Below are 22,692 nucleotides of genomic sequence, written 5' to 3' on the forward strand. Positions count from 1 at the left end.
CTGTGCGGCCGGGCGTGCTGTGCGGCCGAGCGGCCGGGGGCCTCGCGGATCGTGGCCGTCCGGCCGGCCGGCCACCGGGCCGCCCGGTACTCAGTACGAGCAGCCGCTGGTCGGCAGTGAGCTCGGCGCCTGCGGGGCGAGGCCGTCGTAGAGGTCGCGGAGCATGGCCTGGGGGCAGTGCTTCACGCCGCCGATGCGGATCTCGAAGTGCAGGTGCGGGCCGGTGGACTGGCCGGTGTTCCCGGACTCGCCCAGGTACTGGCCGGGGGCGACACTGGACCCGGCCGCCACGCCCCGCTGGTTGAGGTGCCCGTATATGTAGGTGGCGCCGTCGGCGCCGTTGATCTGGATGCCGTTGCCGAAGCCGCCGTCCAGGTAGCTGACGGTTCCCCTGGTGACCGCATAGACGGGCGTGCCGGTCGGCACCTGGATGTCGATGGCCGCGTAGTCGTGGTGCGGGTCGTCGAGTTCGCTGCGCGGCACAGCCGCGTGCGGCAGGACGTAGGCGTAGTTCCCACCGGAACAGGTCGCGGTCCCGGGCTGCGCGGACAGGAGGGTCTGGGTCCAGCCGGAGACGTCGACGGGGTCGTCGTTGTGGTACACGATGTCGGTGCCGGAACGGTCTGCCGGGTTCACGTCCTGGTACCAGTACATGCCGCCGGCCCCGGTGACTCCGTAGTAGAGGCCGCCGCCGGGGGAGACGAGCTGTTCGAAGGCGGACCACCCGGAGGCCACCAGCTCGGCTCCCGACCAGCCGCCGGCGCTGTCGATCCTGTACTCCAGGAGGCGGCCGTCCGCGGTGTTGGCGATGAGCCGGTCGTCGTCGGAGGAGGACAGGGTCTTCAGGACGAAGCCGGTCCCGATCTCCTTGCGCTGGCCGATGTGCTGGGAGCCGGCAGGCTTGTCCTGCGAGACCAGGTACTGGATGAGCACGCCGCCGGCGGTGCCGTAGAGGTGGCCGTGGCCGTCGTAGGTGAGTTTGTCGTGGGTCCAGCCGGTGCCGATCTGCACCGGGGGGCCGACCAGGCCGAGCGAGAGGTTGTTCGTCTGGACGTCGACGCGGTAGAGCGCGCCGTTGGTGTCGGTGACCAGGACCGTGTTGAAGTTCAGCGTGGCCATGGCCTTGGGCGTGAAGCCCAGGTCCGGTCCGACCAGCGTCTTGATGCGGTCGCCGTTCGACGGGTTGATCTGCGAGTACGTCAGCCGGCCGTCGGCGAGGGCGCCGTACAGCGAAACCGACCCCGTACAGGCGGCCGTGGCGGCCCGGGCGGGAGTGGCGGTGACGGACCCCAGGCCGAGCGTCATGATGCCGGCGAGCAGGGCGCCGAGCACGGGGCGGGACACAGCGGACTGCACAGTCGTCCTCCAACAGGTCTTGCGGTCCGGGAAGATGATCAGGCGCAGAAGTTATCCACTTCCCTCGACCGGGGGAATGGATCTTCGCGCCACATCTCCGGAGGCGCATACCCGCCGGTCGTATCCGGCCCGGGCCGGATTCCGCCGTCACGGTTGCGGCCGGCCCCGGCGTCAGGGTTGCGGCCGGCCGCCGCCGTCGGCGATGGCGGCCTCGACCTCCGCCATCCGCGCCGACTCCTCGGCCGCGAAGCGTTCGCGGTCGAGGGCCTCGGCGATCTCCTCGTCCTGGCTCATCAGCAGGTCCAGGTTGGAATCGCCCATGTGGAAGACGCCCAGGTCCACGTACGCCCGCTGGAGCCGCTCGCCCCACAGCCCGATGTCCTTCACGCACGGCACGATCCGGCTGAACAGCAGCGTGCGGAACAGGCGTAGGAACTCGGACCGCTCGCTGAGCCGCTCCGCCTCCTCCGCCGGGAGGCCGAAGTTCTCCAGGACCTCCACCCCGAGCAGCCGGTTCCGCATCAGGTAGCAGCCCTCGATCACGAACTCCTCGCGCTCGCGCAGTTCGGCGTCCGTCAGCTGCCGGTAGTAGTCGCGCAGCGCCATCCGCCCGAACGCCACGTGCCGGGCCTCGTCCTGCATCACGTACGCGAGGAGCTGCTTGGGCAGCGGCTTGGTGGTCGTGTCCCGGATCAGACCGAAGGAGGCCAGCGCCAGCCCCTCGATGAGCACCTGCATGCCCAGGTACGGCATGTCCCAGCGGGAGTCGCGCAGGGTGTCGCCGAGCAGCCCCTGGAGGCTGTCGTTGACCGGATACAGCATCCCGACCTTCTCGTGCAGGAAGCGCCCGAAGATCTCGGCGTGCCGGGCCTCGTCCATGGCCTGCGTGGCCGAGTAGAACTTCGCGTCGAGGTCCGGAACGGATTCGACGATGCGCGCCGCGCACACCATCGCGCCCTGCTCGCCGTGGAGGAACTGGCTGAAGTTCCAAGCGGTGTAGTGCCGGCGCAGTTCGCCCTTGTCCTCCTCGGTGAGCTTGGCCCAGTGCCGCGTCCCGTACAGCGGCAGGGCCTCGTCGGGGGTCCCCAGCGGATCGTACGGGTCCACCTCGATGTCCCAGTCGATGCGCTTGGCGCCGTCCCACTGCTTGTCCTTGCCCTTCTGGTACAGGGCGAGGAGTCGCTCGCGGCCGTCGTCGTACTCCCAGCTGAAGCGGGCGGAGCCGGAAGCGGGGACCTGCCAGACGGCCTCGCCCGGGTCCCCGGTGTAGAGCTCGTGCGTCGACACTGACGCCCCCTCGTCTCGCGTACTGCCGTGCAGGACCGGACAGTTGGCAGAGTCACACGTTGGTAGACGCGGGGTCAACAAGTCGTGCGCGGGGGATTGACGACCTTGCTGACAAGCAGTCTCATAAGCAGTGACCGCCGGTAACTCGACGACGAGGTGTCCGAAGCCATGACGACCGTGACCGAACGAGCCGCGCTCAGGGACGCCCTCGGCCTCCTCAAGGACCGGGAGCAGATAGCCGAGCGCCTGCTGGAATCCTCCGCCAAGCACTCCTTCGACCCCGACAAGGAACTCGACTGGGACGCCCCCATGGTCGAGGGCAAGTACTACTGGCCGCCCGAGCTGCTCTCCCTCTACGACACCCCGCTCTGGAAGAAGATGGGCGAGGAGCAGCGCATCGACCTCTCCCGCCACGAGGCGGCCGCGCTCGGCTCGCTCGGCATCTGGTTCGAGATCATCCTCATGCAGCTGATGGTCCGGCACATCTACGACAAGTCGTTGACCAGCAAGCACGTCCGGTACGCGCTCACCGAGATCGCCGACGAGTGCCGGCACTCGATGATGTTCGCCCGCATGATCCAGAAGAGCGGCAGCCCCGCATACCCGGTCTCCCGCCTCAACCACAACCTCGCCCGGATCCTGAAGACCGTCTCCACCACCCCCGGTTCCTTCGCCTGCACCCTGCTCGGCGAGGAGATCCTCGACTGGATGCAGCGGCTGACCTTCCCGGACGAGCGCATCCAGCCGCTGGTCCGCGGCGTCACCCGGATCCACGTCATCGAGGAGGCCCGGCACGTCCGGTACGCCCGGGAGGAGCTGCGCCGCCAGATGCTGACGGCCCCGCGCTGGGAGCAGGAGCTCACCCGGATCAGCTGCGGCGAGGCCGCGCGCGTCTTCTCCCTGGCGTTCGTGAACCCGGCCGTCTACGACAACGTCGGACTGGACCGCCGCGAAGCGGTCGCCCAGGTCCGGGCCAGCGGCCACCGCCGCGAGGTCATGCAGACCGGAGCCAAGCGGCTCACCGACTTCCTCGACGACATCGGCGTACTGCGCGGCGTCGGCCGGAAGCTGTGGCAGAGCTCGGGCCTCCTGGCGTAGAGGAGGCGACGGGGGAGGGGGCCGGGCCCCGGCGGAGGATTTCGGGCGGGGCGGACGGGGGCGGGACTTCGCGGACGCGGGCCTCGGCCGGCCGCCCGCGGGCTACCCTGCGGTCATGACCGTACGCGCGTACCGCAGGCTGAGCGTCGAGGAGCGGCGGGCCCAACTCCTCGACGCGGCCCTCTCGCTGTTCGCGCACCGGGCCCCGGAGGAGGTCTCGCTCGACGACGTCGCGGAGGCCGCCGGGGTCTCGCGCCCGCTCGTCTACCGCTACTTCCCCGGCGGCAAACAGCAGCTGTACGAGGCGGCCCTGCGCTCGGCGGCCGACCTGCTCGAACTCTGCTTCGCCGAAACCCAGCAGGGCCCCCTCACCCGGCGGCTGTCCCGGGCCCTCGACCGCTACCTCGCATTCGTCGACGAACACGACACCGGCTTCGCGGCCCTCCTCCAGGGCGGCAGCGTCGTGGAGACCTCCCGCACGACGGCGACCGTCGACGGGATCCGCAGGGCCGCGGCCGAGCAGATCCTCCTCCACCTGGGTGTACCGGCGCCCGGACCCCGGCTGCGCATGATGGTCCGCACCTGGATCACGGCGGTCGAGGCCGCCTCCCTCATATGGATCGACGAAGGCAAGCAGCCGGAGGTCGACACCCTCCGCGACTGGCTGCTCGACCAGTTCATCGCCCTGCTGACGGCCACCGCCGCCACGGACCCGGAGACCGCGGCCGCCGCCCGGGCGGCCCTGGCCATGGAATCGGCGGACGGCCCGGTGGGGCACCTGGCCCGGCGTGTGATGCCGGTGGTCTCCGAGGCCGCCCACCTGCTGTGACACTGGTGGGGTGAGAAGCGAACCGACCCCGTTCGAGGGCGGCCCGATGGACGGCCGGGTCCTCCCGATCCTGACCGGCCCGACCGGACACCCGCCGAAGTGGTACGAGATCCCCGTCCCGACGCCGGACGGCCCGCCGACGGTGCTCCTGTACGAACGCGTTCCGTCGGGCTACTCGAAGCGGCTGGGCCTGCAGAAGGGCTGGAAGTACGCGTTCCGCCCCTCGGGCACCAAGCCGCGACCCCGCTGGCCCTGGACCAAGACCCCCCGGCCCAAGGACTGACACCCGCCGGCCGGTGCCGACGGCCACCGGGCGGCGGGCGCCGTCGGGCCTGGGTATCGAGCCCGCTTCGGCCCGGATCGGCCGCCCGGGCCGCGACCGAGCGCGGCGCCTGCGGCCGCGTCGGCCGGCCTCCGGCTCCGCTCCGGCGTTCCGCCCCCGGCCCGATTCCGGTCCTGAGGTCCGGCTCGGAGTCCGCGCTTGCCCGGCCTACGGCCCGCCTGCGGTTTGCGGTTCCGGCCTGCCGGCCCGGCCCCCGGCCTGAGGCCGCGCCTGCGGCCCTCCGGCTCAGCTCGGGCCTGCGGCCCGGGTGGGCAGAGGTCCGCGCCCGCATTCGGCCGGCGGCGAATTGGCCGGTCCCAGCCTGCGGTACGGCCTTCGGCCCCGGTCCGGCCTGCGGCCGGGATTCGGCCGACGCCGGGGCCGCGCCGGCCGGCCTCCGGCTCCGCTCGGGCCTGCGCCTGCGGCCTGCGGCCCCGGGCCCCGGCCTGAGGCCGCAGCCCGTCGGCCTCCGGCTCCGGTCGGCCCTGCGGCCCGGGGCCGGCAGGGCCGCCCCCGTATGCGCCCGGAGGCGGAATGGCCGGCCCCGGCCTGCCGTCCCGGACCGCGGCCGCCTCCGCCCGGCGGTGGACTGGCGGCGGCTCGGCCGGCTCCGACGCCTCCGCTAGGAACCGGGGAGGGTGAGGACCGCCAAGCCTCCGCCGTCCTCCGCGGCGCGGAAGCGCAGCGTCGCGCCGATCGCGGCCGCCTGGCCCACGGCGATGGTGAGGCCCAGCCCATGCCCCTTCCCCCCGCTGCGGAAGCGCTGCGGGCCGTGTGCCAGCAGGTAGTCCGGGAAGCCGTCACCGTGGTCCCGTACCGTCACCACCTGCCCGTCCACCGTCAGCACCACAGGCTGCCGCCCGTGCTGATGGGCATTGGCCACCAGGTTCCCCAAAACCCGCTCCAGCCGGCGCCGGTCCGTCTCCACGTGGGCATCCCGCAGGACGACCACCTCCGTGTCCGTCCCCGAGGCCCGGACCACGCGCCGGGCCAGCCGCCCCAGCTGGTGGAGGTCCGTCTCGACCGCCTCGCTGCCCGAGTCCAGCCGCGAGATCTCCAGCAGATCCTCCGTCAGCTGCCGCATCGTGCGGACCCGCTCGCGCACCAGCTCCGTGGGCCGGCCCTGCGGCAGCAGCTCCGACGCCGCCTGCAAGCCGGTCAGTGGCGTGCGCAGCTCATGGGCCACGTCCGCCGTGAACCGCCGCTCGCTCTCCAGCTTCGACTGCAGACTTCCCGCCATCGTGTCCAGCGCCCCGGCCACCGTCGCCACTTCGTCCTGGCGCCGCGAGGGGTCCTTCGTCCGCGGGTCGTCCACCCGGGCGTCGAGGTCGCCCTGTGTGATCCGCCGCGCCACCGTCGCCGTCTGGTGCAGCCGCCGCGTCACCCGCGTCACCGCGAACACGCCCACGAGCAGCGTCCCGCCGATCGCCAGCACCGACGACCCGATGATCGCGTTGTCCAGTCCGCTGATGGTACGGGCGCTCTGCCCGTAGTCGATCGCCGTCGCCAGGGCCCGGCCGTCCGCCGGGCCGGCCGCCCACATCATGGGGCGGCCGCGGTGCTCCCCCACGACCGTTCCGCGGTGCCCGCCGACCGCGAGCGCCCGCAGTCCCGGCGGCAGCCCCACCGGGTCCAGTCCGGAACCGGGCGGCAGCGGCTCGCCCGCCTCGTACCGGTCCGTGACCTCGCTCAGCTTGCCCAGCGCCTTCTCCCGCGCCGTGGCCACCGTCTGGCGGGTCACCTCCACGTGCACCAGCGCGCCGAGCACGGCTGCCAGTGAGCAGCACATCACCGCGATGAAGCACGCCGATTTCCAGGTCAGCGTGGCCGTCCAGGCGGGCAGCCGCAGCTTCAGCCGCAGCCGCAACCGCTTCCGGCCTCCGGTCCGCATCCGCCCTCCGGCCCGCGCCCGGTCCTCGCTCCCGCGCAGCGTCACGGTCACGGCCGGTCCGGTGCGGGCCCGGGACCGCCGCCGCGGCCCGGGCCGGGGCCCGGGCCGGAGCCCGTCCCGGGTCCGAGACCGCCACCGCCACCGCCACCGGTGCCGGTCCCGGGACCGGTCCCTGGACCGCGGTCCTCCGGACCCGGCGGGTTCGCGGGCACCCGTACGATCTGCTCCCGCGTCGGCAGCATGGTGCGCTGCTTCTCCTCCCAGGACCAGGCGGTGATCAGCTCGTAGCCGCGGTTGCCGCTGGGCACCCGCAGCACCACGTCCCGACCGGCCAGCTCCACCGAGACGACGGTCTGCGTGGTCGCCATGATCCGGTTCAGACGCCCGTCGCCGTCCGCCGTGTAGACCCGTACGGACATCCTCTTGTCCGGGAACTCGATGCCCACTATCAACTCGTCCTTGCCGTCGCCGGTGAGGTCCCGGTAGTACGGCGCCAGCACCGGGCACGACGCGGGCTCCGCGGCCCCCTGCTTGCAGACCTTGATCGCCGCCGCGGTTTCGGCCGGCATCCCGTCGGCCCCGACCCCGGTCTTCGGATGGGCCCGCAGCTCCGCCTGGACGAGGATCACCGGATCCACCCCGTGCACGTCCTGGTCGCGGACGGGCGGGATCCCCTTCACGTACTCGGGCGGGGCGCCGGCCGGATCGGCCGGCGGTACTGTCGCCCCCAGGCGCTCGGGCCACAGGTGGACGGGGCCGCTCGCGGTCGCGGTCGCCCCGGCGCCGACCAGGCCGCCGGTGTCGCCGCAGCCCGCCAACAGCGGGAGCACGGCGAGGAGCAGCAACGGGGCCACGGCGGGAGCGGTGGAACGGCGGCGCGCGGAACCGCCGAAAACGAACCTCTTCACGGCACCCCTGTTCACAGCCCCCCGTGCCCTTCTGCGCGCCTTGCGACGACGGTCGATCGCATCCACCCTATGCGGAGGTGCGCCCCTTATGCCCGGGCCGACCCTTCGGTGGCCGCGATGCGGGCGAGCGGGCCTTCCGCGCGTACGGGTGTACGGACGGCGGTCAGGCGTCCGTGCGTCCCCGGCGCAGCATGGCGAAGCCGAGCCCGGCCGCCCCCACGGCGGCGATGCCGCCGCCGGCGGCAAGCAGCAGCAGGCCGTCGCCCGGCTCGTCGGCCAGCGTACTCAGTCGTCGGCCCTCCGCGGACGCGGCCTCCAGGGCGCGGGTGTCGCCCGCGGCGGCCCGCTGCTCGGCCGACACCGGGACGATCTGCCCGTCGCGGGTGCCGGTCTTGTGCCCTTCGCCCACGACGGCGTGGCTGCCGCCCCGCGCGGGGGCGTCGCCCGCCCAGGAGGTCAGCCGTCCCTCGGCGTCCAGGGCGGCGTGCAGGTTGCCGGAGCCGCCGATCTCGGTCACCCCGTCACGGCTGGTCAGAGTGGTGGCCCTGGCGCCGTCGGCGGCCAGGATGTCGGCCTGGTAGGCGCCCTCGGCCGTCCGGTAGATCCTCGCCGTGGACACCCCGTCGGCCAGCGAGAGGCTCTTGACCAGGGTCCGCTGCGGGGCCGAGGAGCGCGCGGACGAGGCCGCCGGAACCCCTTCCGCCAGAGCGGCGGCGGTGGGCAGCGCCAGCAGGCTGCCGGCACAGGCGGTCACGGCGGCGGCGCGAACGAGAGTGCGGCGGCGGACGGTGCTCACGAGAGGTCCTTCTGGCTGGGGCGTCGGTGCCCTGGTCGGGGCCTGGTGTCTCCAGGTGCGACAAACAAACCTAGGCGGCGGCCGTTGCGGCGACACCCCGTTCGTGTAACAGCGAAGTCGCAAGGTTCCGTCGGAGTCGTTACACAACCGAGGGATTGCCGTGCGGCGCCCCGGCTGCTCACATGGACGGCGGGGGTGAGGGCGAATGCGCGGACTCAAGGTACTGCCCAGCGGCCGGCCCGGACGGGGCCGACTGTACGTCAACCTGCCCGACGGGCAGGCGGTCGCCTGGTACGACCGCCAGGCCAACCGGATCAGCGTCCTCGCGGACGACCACCGCGATGCCGTCCTGGCCGTACTGCGGCCCTATCTGAGCGGCTCGGTGTCCATCGGGCCGCCCCCGGTCCCCACCGCGGCCGACCTGCGCCGCCTCGCCATGCCGCCGGATGCGGACCTGGCGCCGAACCGGCCCGGCGAAACCCTCCTGGCCGAGCTGGAACACGGCTCCGGGGGCACCCGGTCGCGACACCGGCTGCGCCAGGACCTGACCGCGCAGCAGCGGATGGGCGACGCCTTCGACGCCCTGGAACCGGACGGCTGGCGCACCCTGCACTGCGTGCCGCTCCTGGGGTTCGGCCACATCGACCACCTGGTCATCGGCCCGGCAGGGATCTTCTGCGTGCGTACGGTCCCGGGGCGGCGGCAGCGCGCGGTGGTCGGCGACCTGCTGCTCACGGTCGGCCGCGCGGAACCCCGCCCCGACCCCCGCTGGATCCGCGCAGCCGCGGACCGCGCGACCGCGGTCCTGGCCGCGAAGGTCACGCCGGCCCTCGCGGTGGTGGACGCCTCCCGCCTGGAGGCCGCCCCGACGGTCCGCGACATCCGCATCCTCCAGCCGCCGACCGCGACACCGGACCTCCTGGCCTCCCCGGAGGCCCTGAAACCCCCCGACGTCGAAGCCCTGTTCGCCCAGGCCCGCGACACCCGGACCTGGCTCCCGCCGGCCCCGCCGCCCCGCTCCCGGCCCACTCCGGCCCCGCGCGGGTTCGAGGCGCGAGGTGGGCGGGCCGCCCCGGATCCGGCCCCGTCGGCGCTCCGAGCGCGGGGCCCGGGGCGGAGCCCCGGACAACAGTGAAGGGGCGCGGCGGAGGAGAGCGCCGCAGCCCCCGCCGGGGAGGGAGGAGAGCGCCGCAGCCCCCGCCGGGGAGGGAGGAGAGCGCCGCAGCCCCCGCCCCGCCCACCGGAGCGCCTTTCAGGCAGAGGCCCGCTTTCGCGGCGTTGCGGCCTTCTTCGCCCCCGCCGCCGTACCGGCCTTCTTCGCACTTGCCGCCGAAGTGGACTTGTTGGCAGTCGACTTGGTCGTTCTCGACTTGGCTGCGGTCGACTTGGCAGTAGTCGATCCGGCCGTCCCCGACTTGGCGGTGGTGGACTTCTTCTTGGACGTGGTCCTCGCGGCCGCCGCGGTCTTCTTCGCCGAAGCCGCCGTCGACTTCTTCCCGCCGACGGCCTTCGGCGCAGCCGTCGTCTTCCGGCCCGGACCGCCCCGCCGCCGCATCGGCGTGACGTCGGCCCCTTCCCCAGCGCCTTCCCCGGCTTCGGCGCCGGAGCCGTCCTCCGCCCCGCCCCCGCCCTCGCCCCGCGACGCCTTCGCGGCCCGCACGCTCTTCTCCAGCGCCGCCATCAGGTCGATCACCTGCCCGCCGGCGGGCTCCACCGTCGCCTCCGCGGGCTCGAACGCCCCGCCCGCCTTCGCCGCGATCATCGCTTCCACGGCGTCCCGGTAGTCGTCGTGCAGTGACTCCAGCTCCACCTCGCCCAGCGTCGCCATCAGCGCGTCCGCCAGGTCGAGTTCGGCGTCCCGCACCCGTACCTCCGCGTCCGGAGCGACTCCCTCCGGCACCCGGATCTCGTCCGGCCACAACAGCCCGTGCATCGCGATCACGTCATCGACGACCCGCAGCATGCCCAACCGCTCCCGCCCCCGCAGCGCGTACTTGGCGATCGCCACCTTCCGGCTCCGCTTCAGCGCCTCCCGCAGCAGCGTGTACGGCTTCGCCGCCGTCGCCCCGTTCGCGGCCAGGTAGTACGCCGCGTCCATCTGCAGCGGATCGATCTCCTCGGCGGGCACGAACGACATGATCTCGATCGTCTTCGCCGTGGTCAGCGGCAGCTGCGCCAGGTCCTCCTCCGTGATCGGGATGACGGACCCGTCCGCCTCCTCGTACCCCTTGCCGATCTCGGCGCCCGGCACCTCCTCGCCGTCCAGCTCGCACACCTTGCGGTAGCGGATCCGGCCGCCGTCGGCGAGGTGGATCTGGCGGAAGGAGATCGAGTGGCTCTCGGTGGCATTCACGAGCTTGATCGGAATGCTGACGAGGCCGAAGGAGATCGCTCCGTTCCAGATGGATCGCACGGTTCCTCCTGTTTCGTGGCAATCTCATCGTATGACGCCGATCACATTGGTGGAGGGCCGTCGCATCGCGCTCAGCAACCTCGACAAGGTCCTCTACTCGGAGACCGGCTTCACGAAGGGCGAGGTACTCCACTACTACGCCACCGTCGCGGAGCCCCTGCTCGCCCAGATCCACGACCGGGCGGTGTCCTTCCTGCGCTATCCGGACGGACCGGACGGCCAGCTGTTCTTCACCAAGAACCCGCCACCCGGCTCACCCGACTGGGTGAGGACCACCCCCGTACCCCGCTCGGAGGACCCCTCCGCCCAACAGGTGGTCGTCGCCGACATGGCCACCCTCATGTGGTCCGCCAACCTCGTCGTCGAGTTCCACATCCACCAGTGGCCGGCCGGCAGCCCCGGCGTCGCCGACCGCATGATCCTCGACCTCGACCCCGGGGCGCCCGCGTCCGTCGTCGAGTGCAGCGCCGCCGCCCTGTGGCTGCGCGAGCGCCTCGCCGCCGACGGCCTCGACGCCTACGCCAAGACCTCCGGATCCAAGGGCCTGCACCTGGCCGTGCCCCTGGAGCCGACCCCGTCCGCGCAGGTGTCCGCGTACGCGAAACAGCTCGCCCAGGAGGCCGAGCGCGAACTCCCCGACCTCGTGGTGCACCGCATGGCCAAGGCCCTGCGCCCCGGCAAGGTCTTCGTCGACCACAGCCAGAACGCCGCCGCCAAGACCACCGCCGCCGCCTACACCCTGCGCGCCCGGGCCCGGCCCACCGTCTCCGCCCCCGTGTCCTGGGCGGAGGTCGAAGCCTGCCGCACCCCCGCCGACCTGGTCTTCCTCGCCGACGACATCGGACCGCGGCTCGGCCGCGACGGCGACCTCTTCGCCCCGCTGGCCGACCCCGCGCAGGGCCGGCCGCTCCCCAGGGCCCGGCCGTGATCCGCGTGGCGCTGGCCGCCGCCGTACGCACCCTGCCGCGCGGGGCGGGGCTGGCGTACGAGCCGAAGTTCGACGGGCACCGGCTGGTCATCGCGCGCTCGGCGGCCGACGTGGCCCTCCAGGCCCGCTCCGGGCGGATCGTCACCAGCGCGTTCCCCGATCTGGCCGCGGCCGCCCTGCGGTTGCCCGCCGGGACGGTCCTCGACGGCGAGGTGGTGGTCTGGCACGCGGGCCGCACGGACTTCGCACTGGTGCAGCGGCGCGCGGCGGCCACCGCCGCGCGGGCCGCCCTGCTCGCGCAGAGCCTCCCGGCCTCGTACGCCGCCTTCGACGTGCTGGAACTGGCCGGGCTGGACGTGCGCGCCCGCCCGTACGAACGCCGCCGGGCCCTCCTCGTCGACCTGCTCCTGCCTCTCGGGCCGCCGCTCCAGCCGGTCCCGATGACGACCGACCCGGAACTGGCCGCCACCTGGTACGAGACGCTCCCCGCCAGCGGCATCGAGGGCCTCGTCGTCAAAAGGCTGGACCAGGCCTACCCCGCCGGGCGGCGCGGCTGGCAGAAGCTGCGGCACACGGACGTCCGGGACGCGGCGGTGGTCGGCTACACCGGCACCCCGCGCCGGCCGCTCGCCCTGGTGCTCGTCCTGCCGGTCGGGGACGAGACGCCGCTGGTGTCGAGCCCGCTGACGGCGGCGCTCCGCCGGGAGGTGGCCGAGGCCGCCGCCGCGCGCGGGACCGCCGAGCCGCTGGCCACCGTCACCGCCATCGGGCTCGGGGAGGTCCCCTACCGCGTCCTGGACCCACCGCTCACGGCGGAGGTCCGGCACACCTCGGCCCGGCACCCGCCGCCGGAGGTGCTGCGGCTGCGGACAGACCTCTGACCCGCGCGGGAGGCGCGGGCCAGAGGGTGATCGGGTCGTGTCGTCCCCAGGACGGCCGGACGGCCGGACGGCGGACTCCCCGGACCAGGCCGGACGGCCGGCTCCCCGGATCCGCCGACTCTCGCCGGACCGCAGGACCGACGGGTCAGGAGTGCGCCCTCCGACTCTCGCAGGACCGCAGGACCGCAGGATTGCCGGTTCAGGAGTGTGCCCCGCGCCCGGCGTCCGGGGGAGCCCCGGGCTGCGGGTGCGGCCCCGGTCCTTCCGGCAGCTTGTATCCGGACTCGCGCTCCTTGCGGACCTCTTCCGGGTGGCTGGAGGTGGTGGAGCCGAAGTTCCCGTAGCCCTGCATCTCGTGCGGCCTCAGGCCGCCCTCGGGGATCTCCACCTGATCCCGCTCCTCGCGGACCTCGTAGACGGCTCCCCCGTTCGGCAGGTGGGGCTGCTCCTCGGCGGCGGGGGGTGGCGGCTCCTTGGCCCTGACCAGCTGGCCCAGCTTGAAGCCACCGAGCAGCATGGCGACGACGGCCAATCCGATGACCGGGAACCACGCCACATCCGTGAGGATCGAGTCCACGCTCAGGATCATGTCCATACGGAGCATTTTCTCCCACATCGCCCGTTTATGCGCTTTGCGGGCGCACCGAGGTGGCGTGAAGGGCTCAGGCGTTGATCGGCCCGTCGGCGTCCCGCAGCGCCCCCGCCTTGCGCGCCCCCAGCACCCCGAGGATCTCGGCGCAGATCGCCAGCGCGGTCTCCGCAGGCGTGCGGGCGCCGAGGTCGAGCCCGATCGGCCCGTGCACCCGGGCCAGCTCCGCCTCGGTGACCCCGGCCGCGAGCAGTCCCTCCCGCCGGCGCGCGGTCGTACGCCGCGACCCGAGCGCCCCGATGTACGGGACCCCCGCGGCCAGCGCCGCCCGCAGCGTCGGCACGTCGAACTGCTCGTCGTGGCTCAGCACGACCACGCACGCGGCGTCCCGGCGCGCTTCGATCACCTCCACCGCCGGCCCGGCGGCCTCGACCCGCACCGCCTCCCAGCCCAGCAGCAGCGCCTGCCGCTCGATGACGGCGGCCAGCTCACCGCCGCCGCCGATGACCACACAAGGGGCCGACGGGTGCGCCTCGACCAGCACCAGGCCGGACTCGCCGTACAGGGTGTCCCGCCCGGCCCGCCGCGTGGCCAGCAGCTCCCCGGCCCGCCGCCCTGCATCGTCGCCCGGCACCGCGGTGGCCCTCACGACCTCGCTGGACGCCCGGTCGGCGGCCTCGTTCAGCCGGGTCACCAACGCCACCCCGGCACCCTCGCCGAGCAGCTCCCACCACTCGGCGGGAATCGCCGAGAGCGGCTGGAGCAGCACCTCGGCCTGCCCGCCGCAGGTCAGCTTCGCCGCCACGGCCTCGTCCCCGGCCACGGACACCTCGCACACCCGCGCGGTGGCCCCGGGCGCCAGGGCCGCGGCCTCGGCGACGAGTTCGGCGTCGAAGACCCCGCGGTACAGGCTTCCGACGCACTCCCCCCGCGGGTCGACGAGCACGGCCCCCGCGGGATCCCGCGGCCCGAAGCCCCGCTCGGTGACGGGCCGGGCCAGATACCCCGCCCGCCCCTCGGCCACCCACCGCTTCGCCGTCTCCACCAGCTCACGCATCGCGCCGCCCCATCCACTTCGAGCTCTCCCCGCAAAGCACCAGGCAGGTCGGAGGCGCCCTGCGGCCCACCACCCACCTTAGGCAGGGTGGGGTCCCCCACCCACCCCCCGAACCCACAGCATTCCCGTCCCACCCCTCGTACGGACCACCGGAACCGGGGGCCCGGCGCGCGGCACGGCGCTCAGCCGGTTCGTGACCGACGTCCGGACCCGGGTGCGGAGCCCGTCTCGGCGCAGGTCCCGCGGAACCGCCGGTGCATCGGCCAGGCGACGTATCAACGCGTCGGCGGAGGGGGTGTGTTGCATACGACGCGTTCAGTGCGGGGTTTCCACCAGTCCGCTCGCGATGAGTTCCTTGGTCCGGGCGACCGCTTCCGCAATGTCGGGGTGCCGGCCCGCAGGCGGGTAGAAGTCGACCGCGCCGACAGCGCCGTGGTTCGCCCACACACAGGTGGTCATGGGGAAGGTCTCCCACACGTTCTTCTGGCAGGTGATCGCGGCGGTCCGGGTGGTGACCGTCTCCGCCTCGCCGACCAGGGTGCGTTCGTCCTCCTCGGCCAAGGACTCGCGGTACACGGTCCTGACGGTCTTGAGCGGGTCCGGAACGGCCTCGTAGAGGTCGTACTCGGCCGCGATGTGAGGTGCCGTCCACGTCCGCCCCCCGGCGGCAAGGCTGATCCGGTCCGGGCCGTGGCATACGTAGTTCTCGGAGGCGTTCGCTCCCTTGTGCTCGGGCAGGGAATCGTCCTTGCGGGCGCGGAGCCCGTACCGGGTCGAGCCGCGCTTGCGGTCACAGGCCATGTCCTGGACCGTCGGCACCCGGGACTTGTCATACCGGACCCCCGTGTCCTTGCCGAGCGGCTCCGACTCCGTCTGCGATGCGCCACCGCCGCACCCCGCCAGCAGCAGAGCCAGCCCCACGGCCCCCGCTGCGCTCTTCCCTCCGCGCACGTCCGCGCCCCTCACCGCTCACACCGCCTGATGATCAACTCCGAAACCATAGGCGAACAGAGCCGGTTGTCCGCCATCCGGCAGGGAGCGGGGGAGAGCGCCTCGCGCTCGCCGGGGTCGGGCGGCTCTTGCCGGGCCGTCGAGCCGGTCGTCCGTGAGTCGCTGCTGCGCCTGCTGCCCGATGAGAGGTGGCCGCAGACGGAGGCGGTCGGCGGTTGGTGGAACCGGCAGAACAACCCGGAGATCGACCTGATCGGCGCCGACCGTGAACCCGTGGCAGGGCGGGTCCACTTCATCGGCCCGGTGAAGTGGTTGGAGTCGCAGCCGTTCGGCCGGGGTGAGTACGACGCCCTGGTGCGGGACATGCTCGCCGTGCCCGGCGGCGAGCCGAGCACGGCGCTGGTGGTGGTGGTGTCCCGTTCGGGTGTCGAGGCCGATCTGCCTCTTGCGGCGCACGGGAGTCCGGAAGACCTTGTCCGTGCCTGGCAGTAGTCAGGGAAACCGCCAGGAGGAGGCATGGTGAGGTACGCGCGGCGGCACTGAGCGCGGCGGTCTGAGGGGACGGACACGGCCGGTTCAGCTTCGGTGGCCCGGCGACGCTAGCCTGGCCGGGTGAATGCGCGCACCACCCTCGCGAATTGGCTGGGCACCCTGGATTCCGAGCGGCTGACCGCCTTGCTGGAGGAGCGCGATCTGCCGCTCGCCGCCCAGTACCGGCGGATCACCACCCTCCGCGAGCTCGCCGAACACCTGCTCACCGACGAGTCGGTGGGCCAGGGCCTGATGGCGGGCACCGCCGGAGAACTGGAACTGCTCGCCTCCATCGCCGCCCTCGCCCTGGAGCGGCACGGGCCCGTAGCCGGCGGCGAGGCCGAGGACGGGCCCCGGTATCCCTGGCAACAGCGCACGCCTTTCGCCCCGGTGGAGCCCGCGGACCGACTGGTACCCGAGCGGGACGTACTGGCCTGGTTCGAGCCGGGAGAGAAGCGGCGGCGGGCAGAGCACACGCTCGCCCGACTGCGGGAGCGCGCACTGTTGCTCCCCGCGCCCAAGGGGAAACTGGCACTGCCGCCGCTGCTGCATGTCCGGGCCGCCGGGTTCGACGGTTACGGGCGCACCGCCACCCGGCTGCTGACCCACGCCTACAACGCCCCCGAGATCAAGCGGATCGCCGCGAACCTCTTCGGCGAAGGCACGGCCCGTACCCGCGACCAGGCCCAGGAGCTGATCACCGCCCTGCTCGCCGATCCCGCCCGGGTGCGGGCCCTGCTGGCGGACGCACCGGTCCGCGCGCTGGAACTGCTGGACCACCTGGTACCCGGCCCGCCACTGCTGCGCACCCACTGCTTCGTCGGCCGGTACGGGTCGCAGTACGCGGGCCCTGACACGAAGTACGTCTTCCGGGAGGGCGGCAGCGGCGACGAGGGCACCGACTGGCTGGCCGCGCGCGGACTACTGATCCCCTCCGGCCTCGACCTGGTGGAACTTCCGTACGAGGTAGCCCGTGCGCTCCGCGACGAGGGCGCGGCGCCCAGCCCCCGGCTGGAACCGGAGCCGTTCACCGCCACCGCGCCGCTGCCGTCCGGCTGGGAGGGCGAGGGCGGCACGGCCGCCGCGGCGGCCGCCTGGCGGGCCGAACTGGTCCTACGGGCGCTGGCCGCCGAGCCGGTCGCGATCCGCAAGGCGGGCGGGATCGCCGTACGGGACACCCGCCGGCTGGCCAGGGCAGCCGGGGCCGATGAGGCCGACACCCGGCTGTGGCTGGACCTCGCGATGAACGCCGGCCTGGCCGCGCCCAAGACGGACGAACCGGCGCCGCCCTCCCGTGGCCGCCGGAACTCCAAGGCCCCCAAGCCCTCCGCCCGGCTGCTGCCGAGCGACCGCTACGACGCCTGGGCCGCCGCCCCCGCCGCAGGCAAGCTGCTGCCGCTGCTGGCCGCCTGGGCTGTGCTCCCCGCGGTTCTCACCCACTGGCCGGACCCCGACGAGACCCCGGTCGCGCTCATCAGCCCGCAGGACGAGGACGCCGTGACCCTGCGCACCGGGGTCCTACGAGCGCTCGCCGTCCTCCCCGACGGACACGGGCTGACCGCGAACGCACGTGGATACACCGAACTGCTCTCCCTGGCCGCATGGTTCCAGCCCGCCCTGCGCGCTCACCTGGCCGCAGACGCCACGGGGGAGCCGACCGGCCTGGACGGAGTCCTCGACCGCACGGCGGCCACCCTGGCCGAGGCGGCCCTGCTCGGCGTGGTCGCCCACGGCGCGCTCACCCCCGTCGGCCGGTCCCTGTGCCGCCTGCTGGAGGCGGGCGCCGCCCACCACTACCCGGCCGTACCCGGCGCGGACACGGACCCGTCTGCCCGCGGCTCCGAGGGCCTGAGCGAGGACCTGTCCCTCCGCCCCACCCTGGCGAAGGCGGTGACCACCCTCCGCGAGGACCTGTACGCAGCGCTGCCCGAGCCCAGCGACACGGCCCGGTTCCAGAGCGACCTGACCGCCACCGTCACCGGCGCCCCCGCACCCGCCCTGGCCGACCTGCTCTCCGCCGTCGGCGACATCGAGTCCGAAGGGCACGCCGTGGTCTGGCGGATCACGGCGACCTCCGTCCGCCGGGCCCTGGACGCGGGCTGGAGCGCCGACGAACTCCTCAACGGCCTCACGGCGGCAAGCGAGCGCGGCACCCCTCTGCCCCAGCCGCTCGCCTACACGATCAAGGACACTGCCCGCACCCACGGACAGCTCAAGGTCGTCCGCTCCGCCTGCTGCATCCGCTCCGACGACACCACCCTGATCGCCGAGGTGGCCCAGGCCCGCGGCCTGACCAAACTCCGCCTGCGCCGCATCGCCCCCACCGTCCTGATCTCCACAGCACCCCCCGAGGAGACCCTCACCGCCCTGCGCGCCGCCGGCTACGCCCCCACCCAGGAGGCCGAGACCGGCATCACGCTCCTCGACCGCGCCCCCAACGACCGCGCCCCGAGCCTCATGCCCACCCTGGACCAGGCCCACCCCGCCTACGGTGAACCGGCCCGCGCCATCCGCTCCAGCGCTCGCCTGTTGGCCGCCACCCTCACGTCGGGCGGCTAGGAGGCACCCGCCAGACGTCGGCGACGGTGCCCGCGTCTGGCGCACACGGCACCGGAGCGACAGGGATGGGGGGTGCGATCCGTGCTGACCGTGGCCGTTCAGGGGGCTCGCCCCGCCCGTTGTCCGAGCCGCGGCAGCCAGTACTCCGGGGGCTGAGGGTGTGTCGCGTACCCGGCCCATTCCTCGTCGGGTTGTGGAGACCTGGGTGCCCAGGTGCGCCTTGCGGGCAGAGCGGGTGCTGCCCGCACGTGCTTATCCATCGCGTGAGGGGGGCCACTTCCGAAGCGTTCGATGATGAAGTCCGTTACGTCAATCAGGCAGACGACCACTACGACGGGGTCGGTAACCGCGACGGTGGTGCAGGACAGTCAAGGGGTCACAGCTGGGCGAAGATCGGCGAGGCCGCGGAGGCGGCCGACACCCTGGCCGCCATGCTCCTGTACGACGAGTGCGCCGCCGTCGTCCGCCGGCACCATGACGACGCCCTGCCCGTCATCGAGGTCATGCCGGACCTGGAGCTCAGGCAGCGGGCCAACGCCGTCTTCGATGCGTACGGGGAGTGGGCGGCAGGCACTGCCGAAGCGTTGTCGAATCTCACGACCCGCCCGGATGCCGCCGGGCTGGACGGGACGCGTGAGCAGTTCTACGAGCGGGCCCGACGGGTGATCAGCGATGCGTCCGGCTGACGCGTGGCCCACACGCTCCTCACACGGGGACAGTGCGTAACAACGACAAAGGCCCGGACTCAGTGGGACTGAGTTCGGGCCTTCATGCTTGGCACTTCAGCAGGTCAGCGGCGTGATCGCGCTGGTCTGGCTGGAGTGCCCCCGGCAGGATTCGAACCTGCGCACACGGCTCCGGAGGGCACGCCTGAGGCCGCCCAAGTGCCCCATCTGAGCTGCGATTTTAGCGAGGCGGATCCCGTGAGCCAGCGAGTTCTATCGCATACCGTGCACGCGGCTACCGCCGTTGGAGGCGAGCAGACTCTGAAGTTGGGCTTTCCCGGCCGGGTGGCACGGTGTCATTCCTTGACGGGTGCCGGCCACGGTGGCATGACACCGGGCGTACGGCCTCAGTGCGCTGACAGCCGTGTTACACCTTCGATCCTGCCAGCTTGGCGGGGCTCAACGGTCGCAGCGGCCATAGGTGAGTCCGGGGCAGCTTTGTCACTGGCTGACGTTAGCCTTCCTCAGCACGTGGGCCTGTGATCCAGAGCGGAGGGGTGTTGAAGACCTGCACGTTTGAAGGCTGTGAGCGACCCCATGCAGCCAAGGGCCTTTGCAACACGCATTGGAAGCAACTGCGAGAGGGAAAAACGCTTACGGCGATATCGGTTCGGCAACCTCGAAAACCGTGCGCCTACGAAGAGTGCGACAGGCTCAGTGATACTCGCGGTTACTGCGGGGGGCATGCCATGCAGCTAAAGAACGGGCGTCCCCTTGCGCCGCTACGAAGCAGAGCTGGAGGGCTATGTGAGGTGGCTGAATGTAGCCGGGCCGTCTACGCGTGGCAGCTTTGTAATGCTCATTACAAGCAGCAGCGGACAATTGGCGGGATCCGGTCGATTGCTAAGCGTCGAACGCTGGTCGAAGTTGAGGCAATACGGAAACGGGGTGAAATTATCTGTGATGACTGCGACCAGGTTCTTCCCCTCGGGCAATTTGCAGTGCGGGGGGCTAACGGGCGCCGGAGACGTTGCCGTACTTGCCAGTCCCAGCGGGGACGCGCGCAAAGATTTGGCACTACGGCAGCCTTCTTGAGTGCACTGTTGGCGGCGCAGGGAGGCGCCTGCGCGATTTGTAGGGCGATAGAGCCAGGTGGTGGGCGTGAGTTTCACGTCGATCACGATCACGCATGTTGCGGGACCCGAGCACGGGGTTGCGAAAATTGCATTCGGGGCCTGCTGTGCAGCGCTTGCAACGCGCGGGGGCTGCCGTGGTATGAAAGCCTGCCTATAACTATGCGCACGATTCCAACGGTGAATGAGTATCTAGCGAACCCACCCGCTAGATCAATCGTCGCAGATCCGGTTTTCTCGCGCAGGATGGATGCGGCGCGGATCGACATGCGCCAGGTCAACTGTTTGATCTGGAAGGCCGAGGCGGACCGGTTGTATAAGGGCGACGACGGAGCGATCGGCGTGCTCGCACCGGTCAACTGAGTCGCGTGGACGAGTGGGCGGCGCCCCGTGTGGGGCGCCGCCCACTACTGTGCCGCCTAGGTGCAGTGGAGTGGACGGCTGGAAGTACGCCGCTGCTTGGCAGCAGGGCGACCACAGATGCGAGTCGTCCTTGCTGCGCTCCTCGGCTAGCCAGGGGGCTACGGCTAGTTCGGCATAGGGGCGCCCTGCGGCCCCTGCTGCCGCTACGATGCGGCCATCCATAGCATGGCAAAGAAGCCAACTGCGAGAACGGGGACTCCTCGTGGCCGCTGTCAGGGTGCACAAGATCAGGAAGATCGGCGCGGGAGGGCAAGGGGAGGTCTGGCTTGTTCGGGAAGGGGCGGCGCAGGACGTTGTTGTTCTAAAGAAACCACTAGAAAGCGTTGACGCAAGCGAAGGCAGTGCGGATCGCATCAGATTCGAGCGGGAAGTCCGAATCCAGTCCACTCTCCGCCATGACGGCATTATGCCAATTCTGCGGATTTACAAGAGTCCCGATGGTCCGTTCTTTACCATGCCGTATGCGGAGATGTCGCTGGAGCAGCGGATATCTGCCGGACGGCTTTCCGAGGAGGAAAGCGTTGACATCATTCTTGCCATTTCCGAAGCGGTGGAGTTTGCGCACAGTGAAGGTGTGTTGCATCGAGATTTGAAGCCGGCCAACATCCTGTATCTGAATGATCGGTGGGTTGTTTCCGACTTCGGCTTGTGCAGGGATGTGAACTCGGATAGTGCCAAGATTACCCAGTCCAAAACTGTTGTGGGTAGCGTGGCTTACATGGCCCCCGAGCAGTACGATGATGCTCACGAGGTGACTCAGAGTGCGGACGTATTCTCCATCGGGAGAATCTTCTATCATTGCCTGACTGGAGTCGTCCCTTTTCCATATTTCAGGCGTGAGCTGATTCCTGCGAAATTTCGCTACCTGATTACCAAGTCTGTGGCTGAGGAGCCGCTCGATCGATATCAGGCGATGAGTGAGTTTCGGCAGGAGCTAGAACTGCTTGTCACTGGCGCGCCTGACCTCACGCCGCCGATGGAGAGGGCGCGCGTTCTGAACGCGGAGTCGCTGGAAGGAGATTCGGAGGCCACGCTATCGCTGGCCCGGCTTCTCGTTGAATCAGCGGACGACGAAGTCTTCTACAAGGATTTCGTCCCTGCACTCTCGGTCGAAACGCTTCGTCGCCTAGAAGAGCATGCGCCGCGCGAGTTTCGCCAGATCGTTTCAATGTTCGATCAGTTCTCTGAGGGGAGTCACCCTTTTAGCTATACGGATGATATTGCAAAATTCTTCCGTAAGGTGGCGCTGGTTGCCCCGAGTGACGACTATGAGATCCGAAGGTTGGTGCTGCGGAGAATTCTAATCGTCGGGGCGACTCACAATCGATTTTTCATTGGCGAGATGTTCGCTTTGATTGTTTCCCGAATGAGGGAGGCTGAGGACGTGCTGTTGGTTGCGTCGCTTCTTCGCGAGTATCCAGAAGAGGCACGTTTCATGAATTTCTACCTTCGGCAGCATTCGCTACCTACCGCTATCCTGTCGGCTCTGCCTTCCGAGTAGAGCAGGTTCGTCAAGGATCGCCACGGCTGGTTCGTCGAGTGCCTGTGTGGCCCCGAGCGGCCGTCCAGTCCGTCAGACGGAAGCGCATGCGACGCTTGAGGCGTCGTTGTCTGGCTACCTAAGGGGAATCGGGTGTCCGAATCCAGTCCGCGCGGGACCTACCTCGTGATCTCAGAGGCTCTGCGTGTGCGGATTGCTGGAGGGGCCTACGGTGATGGTCTGCCGTCCGAATCGGAGATCGGGCGGGAGTTTGGCGTAGCGCGAACGACGGTTCGGCGAGCCCTGCGGACCCTTGAGGAGTCGGGCGAGATCGTTGCCGTGGCGGGCGTTGGCTGGCAGGCCGCTGCTGCGCGACATCTAGCACCCTACGAACGGATCGTGACGGAACTTCAGGAACAGATCCAAAATGGTGTCCTTCCCCCTGGAGCCCGCCTCCCGAGCGAGGCAGAGCTGGCGGAGACTTACGGTGTGGCTAGGGGGACCGTACGTCGCGCTGTACGTGAGCTTGAGGCGGCTGGGTACGTCGAAGCAAGGCAGGGTATTGGGCGCTTCGTCAGCCCAACCTCTTAAATCA

At 71.3% G+C, this 22,692-nt stretch carries 21 protein-coding genes and 1 pseudogene; 13 read left to right on the forward strand and 9 right to left on the reverse strand.

Annotation, left to right across the window (positions count from 1 at the left end):
• Positions 1 to 90 precede the first annotated feature (90 nt).
• Both ACZ6JS_RS01770 and ACZ6JS_RS01775 read right to left on the reverse strand, forming a co-directional pair.
• Positions 91 to 1,305 carry a M23 family metallopeptidase gene (locus tag ACZ6JS_RS01770; RefSeq protein ID WP_469295529.1) on the reverse strand — a complete coding sequence of 405 codons (1,215 nt, stop codon included), beginning with the start codon at positions 1,303 to 1,305 and terminating at the stop codon, positions 91 to 93.
• A 222-nt stretch (positions 1,306 to 1,527) separates the two neighbouring features.
• Positions 1,528 to 2,643: a ferritin-like domain-containing protein gene (locus tag ACZ6JS_RS01775; protein ID WP_469295113.1), complete on the reverse strand. Its 1,116-nt coding sequence runs from the start codon at positions 2,641 to 2,643 to the stop codon at positions 1,528 to 1,530.
• A 168-nt stretch (positions 2,644 to 2,811) separates the two neighbouring features.
• On the opposite strand from ACZ6JS_RS01775, the gene ACZ6JS_RS01780 reads away from it, so the two are divergent.
• From ACZ6JS_RS01780 to ACZ6JS_RS01790, 3 genes are all read left to right on the forward strand, one after another.
• On the forward strand, positions 2,812 to 3,741 hold the full coding sequence (locus tag ACZ6JS_RS01780; RefSeq protein WP_469295114.1) for an AurF N-oxygenase family protein: 930 nt from the start codon (positions 2,812 to 2,814) through the stop codon (positions 3,739 to 3,741).
• 115 nt (positions 3,742 to 3,856) lie between these two features.
• Complete coding sequence (locus tag ACZ6JS_RS01785) at positions 3,857 to 4,570, forward strand: TetR/AcrR family transcriptional regulator (protein WP_469295115.1); 714 nt, start codon at positions 3,857 to 3,859, stop codon at positions 4,568 to 4,570.
• A gap of 10 nt (positions 4,571 to 4,580) precedes the next feature.
• A complete protein-coding gene (locus ACZ6JS_RS01790) occupies positions 4,581 to 4,853 on the forward strand; it encodes a hypothetical protein (protein WP_469295116.1) in 273 nt (90 codons plus the stop codon).
• A gap of 661 nt (positions 4,854 to 5,514) precedes the next feature.
• On the opposite strand, the gene ACZ6JS_RS01795 is transcribed toward ACZ6JS_RS01790, so the two are convergent.
• The 3 genes from ACZ6JS_RS01795 to ACZ6JS_RS01805 all read right to left on the reverse strand — a co-directional run bounded on the left by ACZ6JS_RS01795 (position 5,515) and on the right by ACZ6JS_RS01805 (position 8,487).
• Positions 5,515 to 6,747 (reverse strand): histidine kinase dimerization/phospho-acceptor domain-containing protein, encoded by a 1,233-nt coding sequence (locus tag ACZ6JS_RS01795; RefSeq protein WP_469295530.1) that lies wholly within the window; start codon positions 6,745 to 6,747, stop codon positions 5,515 to 5,517.
• 83 nt (positions 6,748 to 6,830) lie between these two features.
• Positions 6,831 to 7,691, reverse strand: a complete 861-nt coding sequence (locus ACZ6JS_RS01800) for a hypothetical protein (protein ID WP_469295117.1) — start codon at positions 7,689 to 7,691, stop codon at positions 6,831 to 6,833.
• Positions 7,692 to 7,854: 163 nt separating this feature from the next.
• Complete coding sequence (locus tag ACZ6JS_RS01805) at positions 7,855 to 8,487, reverse strand: hypothetical protein (protein WP_469295118.1); 633 nt, start codon at positions 8,485 to 8,487, stop codon at positions 7,855 to 7,857.
• 205 nt (positions 8,488 to 8,692) lie between these two features.
• On the opposite strand from ACZ6JS_RS01805, the gene ACZ6JS_RS01810 reads away from it, so the two are divergent.
• Positions 8,693 to 9,622: a nuclease-related domain-containing protein gene (locus tag ACZ6JS_RS01810; protein WP_469295119.1), complete on the forward strand. Its 930-nt coding sequence runs from the start codon at positions 8,693 to 8,695 to the stop codon at positions 9,620 to 9,622.
• Between the two features lie 117 nt (positions 9,623 to 9,739).
• Here ACZ6JS_RS01810 and ku read toward each other — a convergent pair whose 3' ends face one another.
• The gene (gene ku / locus ACZ6JS_RS01815; protein ID WP_469295120.1) at positions 9,740 to 10,900 is read right to left on the reverse strand and encodes a non-homologous end joining protein Ku; all 1,161 of its coding nucleotides are present in this window, start codon (positions 10,898 to 10,900) and stop codon (positions 9,740 to 9,742) included.
• A gap of 31 nt (positions 10,901 to 10,931) precedes the next feature.
• Between ku and ligD the strand changes: the two genes are divergently transcribed.
• Together ligD and ACZ6JS_RS01825 are read left to right on the forward strand one after the other, a co-directional pair.
• Positions 10,932 to 11,828: a non-homologous end-joining DNA ligase gene (gene ligD, locus ACZ6JS_RS01820; protein WP_469295121.1), complete on the forward strand. Its 897-nt coding sequence runs from the start codon at positions 10,932 to 10,934 to the stop codon at positions 11,826 to 11,828.
• Positions 11,828 to 12,709, forward strand: a complete 882-nt coding sequence (locus tag ACZ6JS_RS01825) for an ATP-dependent DNA ligase (protein WP_469295531.1) — start codon at positions 11,828 to 11,830, stop codon at positions 12,707 to 12,709. Before ligD ends, ACZ6JS_RS01825 begins: the two co-directional genes overlap by 1 nt.
• A 199-nt stretch (positions 12,710 to 12,908) precedes the next feature.
• Here the strand turns inward: ACZ6JS_RS01825 and ACZ6JS_RS01830 are convergent, their stop codons facing one another.
• The 3 genes from ACZ6JS_RS01830 to ACZ6JS_RS01840 all read right to left on the reverse strand — a co-directional run bounded on the left by ACZ6JS_RS01830 (position 12,909) and on the right by ACZ6JS_RS01840 (position 15,306).
• The gene (locus tag ACZ6JS_RS01830) at positions 12,909 to 13,304 is read right to left on the reverse strand and encodes a DUF6479 family protein (RefSeq protein WP_469295123.1); all 396 of its coding nucleotides are present in this window, start codon (positions 13,302 to 13,304) and stop codon (positions 12,909 to 12,911) included.
• 67 nt (positions 13,305 to 13,371) lie between these two features.
• Positions 13,372 to 14,355, reverse strand: coding sequence for an XdhC family protein (locus ACZ6JS_RS01835; RefSeq protein ID WP_469295125.1), 984 nt, complete (start codon positions 14,353 to 14,355; stop codon positions 13,372 to 13,374).
• Positions 14,356 to 14,670: 315 nt separating this feature from the next.
• Positions 14,671 to 15,306, reverse strand: coding sequence for a hypothetical protein (locus ACZ6JS_RS01840; RefSeq protein WP_469295126.1), 636 nt, complete (start codon positions 15,304 to 15,306; stop codon positions 14,671 to 14,673).
• A gap of 30 nt (positions 15,307 to 15,336) precedes the next feature.
• Here ACZ6JS_RS01840 and ACZ6JS_RS01845 point away from each other — a divergent pair, with 30 nt between their 5' ends.
• The 7 genes and pseudogenes from ACZ6JS_RS01845 to ACZ6JS_RS01875 all read left to right on the forward strand — a co-directional run bounded on the left by ACZ6JS_RS01845 (position 15,337) and on the right by ACZ6JS_RS01875 (position 22,688).
• Entirely contained in the window at positions 15,337 to 15,798 is a 462-nt protein-coding gene (locus tag ACZ6JS_RS01845; protein WP_469295128.1) for a DUF234 domain-containing protein, read from the forward strand.
• Positions 15,799 to 15,918: 120 nt separating this feature from the next.
• A complete protein-coding gene (locus tag ACZ6JS_RS01850; RefSeq protein WP_469295130.1) occupies positions 15,919 to 18,396 on the forward strand; it encodes a helicase-associated domain-containing protein in 2,478 nt (825 codons plus the stop codon).
• Between the two features lie 431 nt (positions 18,397 to 18,827).
• A complete protein-coding gene (locus ACZ6JS_RS01855) occupies positions 18,828 to 19,082 on the forward strand; it encodes a hypothetical protein (RefSeq protein WP_469295132.1) in 255 nt (84 codons plus the stop codon).
• Positions 19,083 to 19,810: 728 nt separating this feature from the next.
• Positions 19,811 to 20,311: pseudogene (locus tag ACZ6JS_RS01860) on the forward strand (endonuclease domain-containing protein); the annotation flags it as partial.
• Between the two features lie 63 nt (positions 20,312 to 20,374).
• The gene (locus ACZ6JS_RS01865) at positions 20,375 to 20,557 is read left to right on the forward strand and encodes a hypothetical protein (RefSeq protein ID WP_469295567.1); all 183 of its coding nucleotides are present in this window, start codon (positions 20,375 to 20,377) and stop codon (positions 20,555 to 20,557) included.
• A gap of 262 nt (positions 20,558 to 20,819) precedes the next feature.
• The gene (locus tag ACZ6JS_RS01870; protein WP_469295134.1) at positions 20,820 to 22,118 is read left to right on the forward strand and encodes a serine/threonine-protein kinase; all 1,299 of its coding nucleotides are present in this window, start codon (positions 20,820 to 20,822) and stop codon (positions 22,116 to 22,118) included.
• Between the two features lie 165 nt (positions 22,119 to 22,283).
• Entirely contained in the window at positions 22,284 to 22,688 is a 405-nt protein-coding gene (locus ACZ6JS_RS01875; protein ID WP_469295533.1) for a GntR family transcriptional regulator, read from the forward strand.
• The last annotated feature ends 4 nt before the right edge of the window (positions 22,689 to 22,692 follow it).

Source organism: Streptomyces sp. NPDC046349 (genome assembly GCF_055587885.1).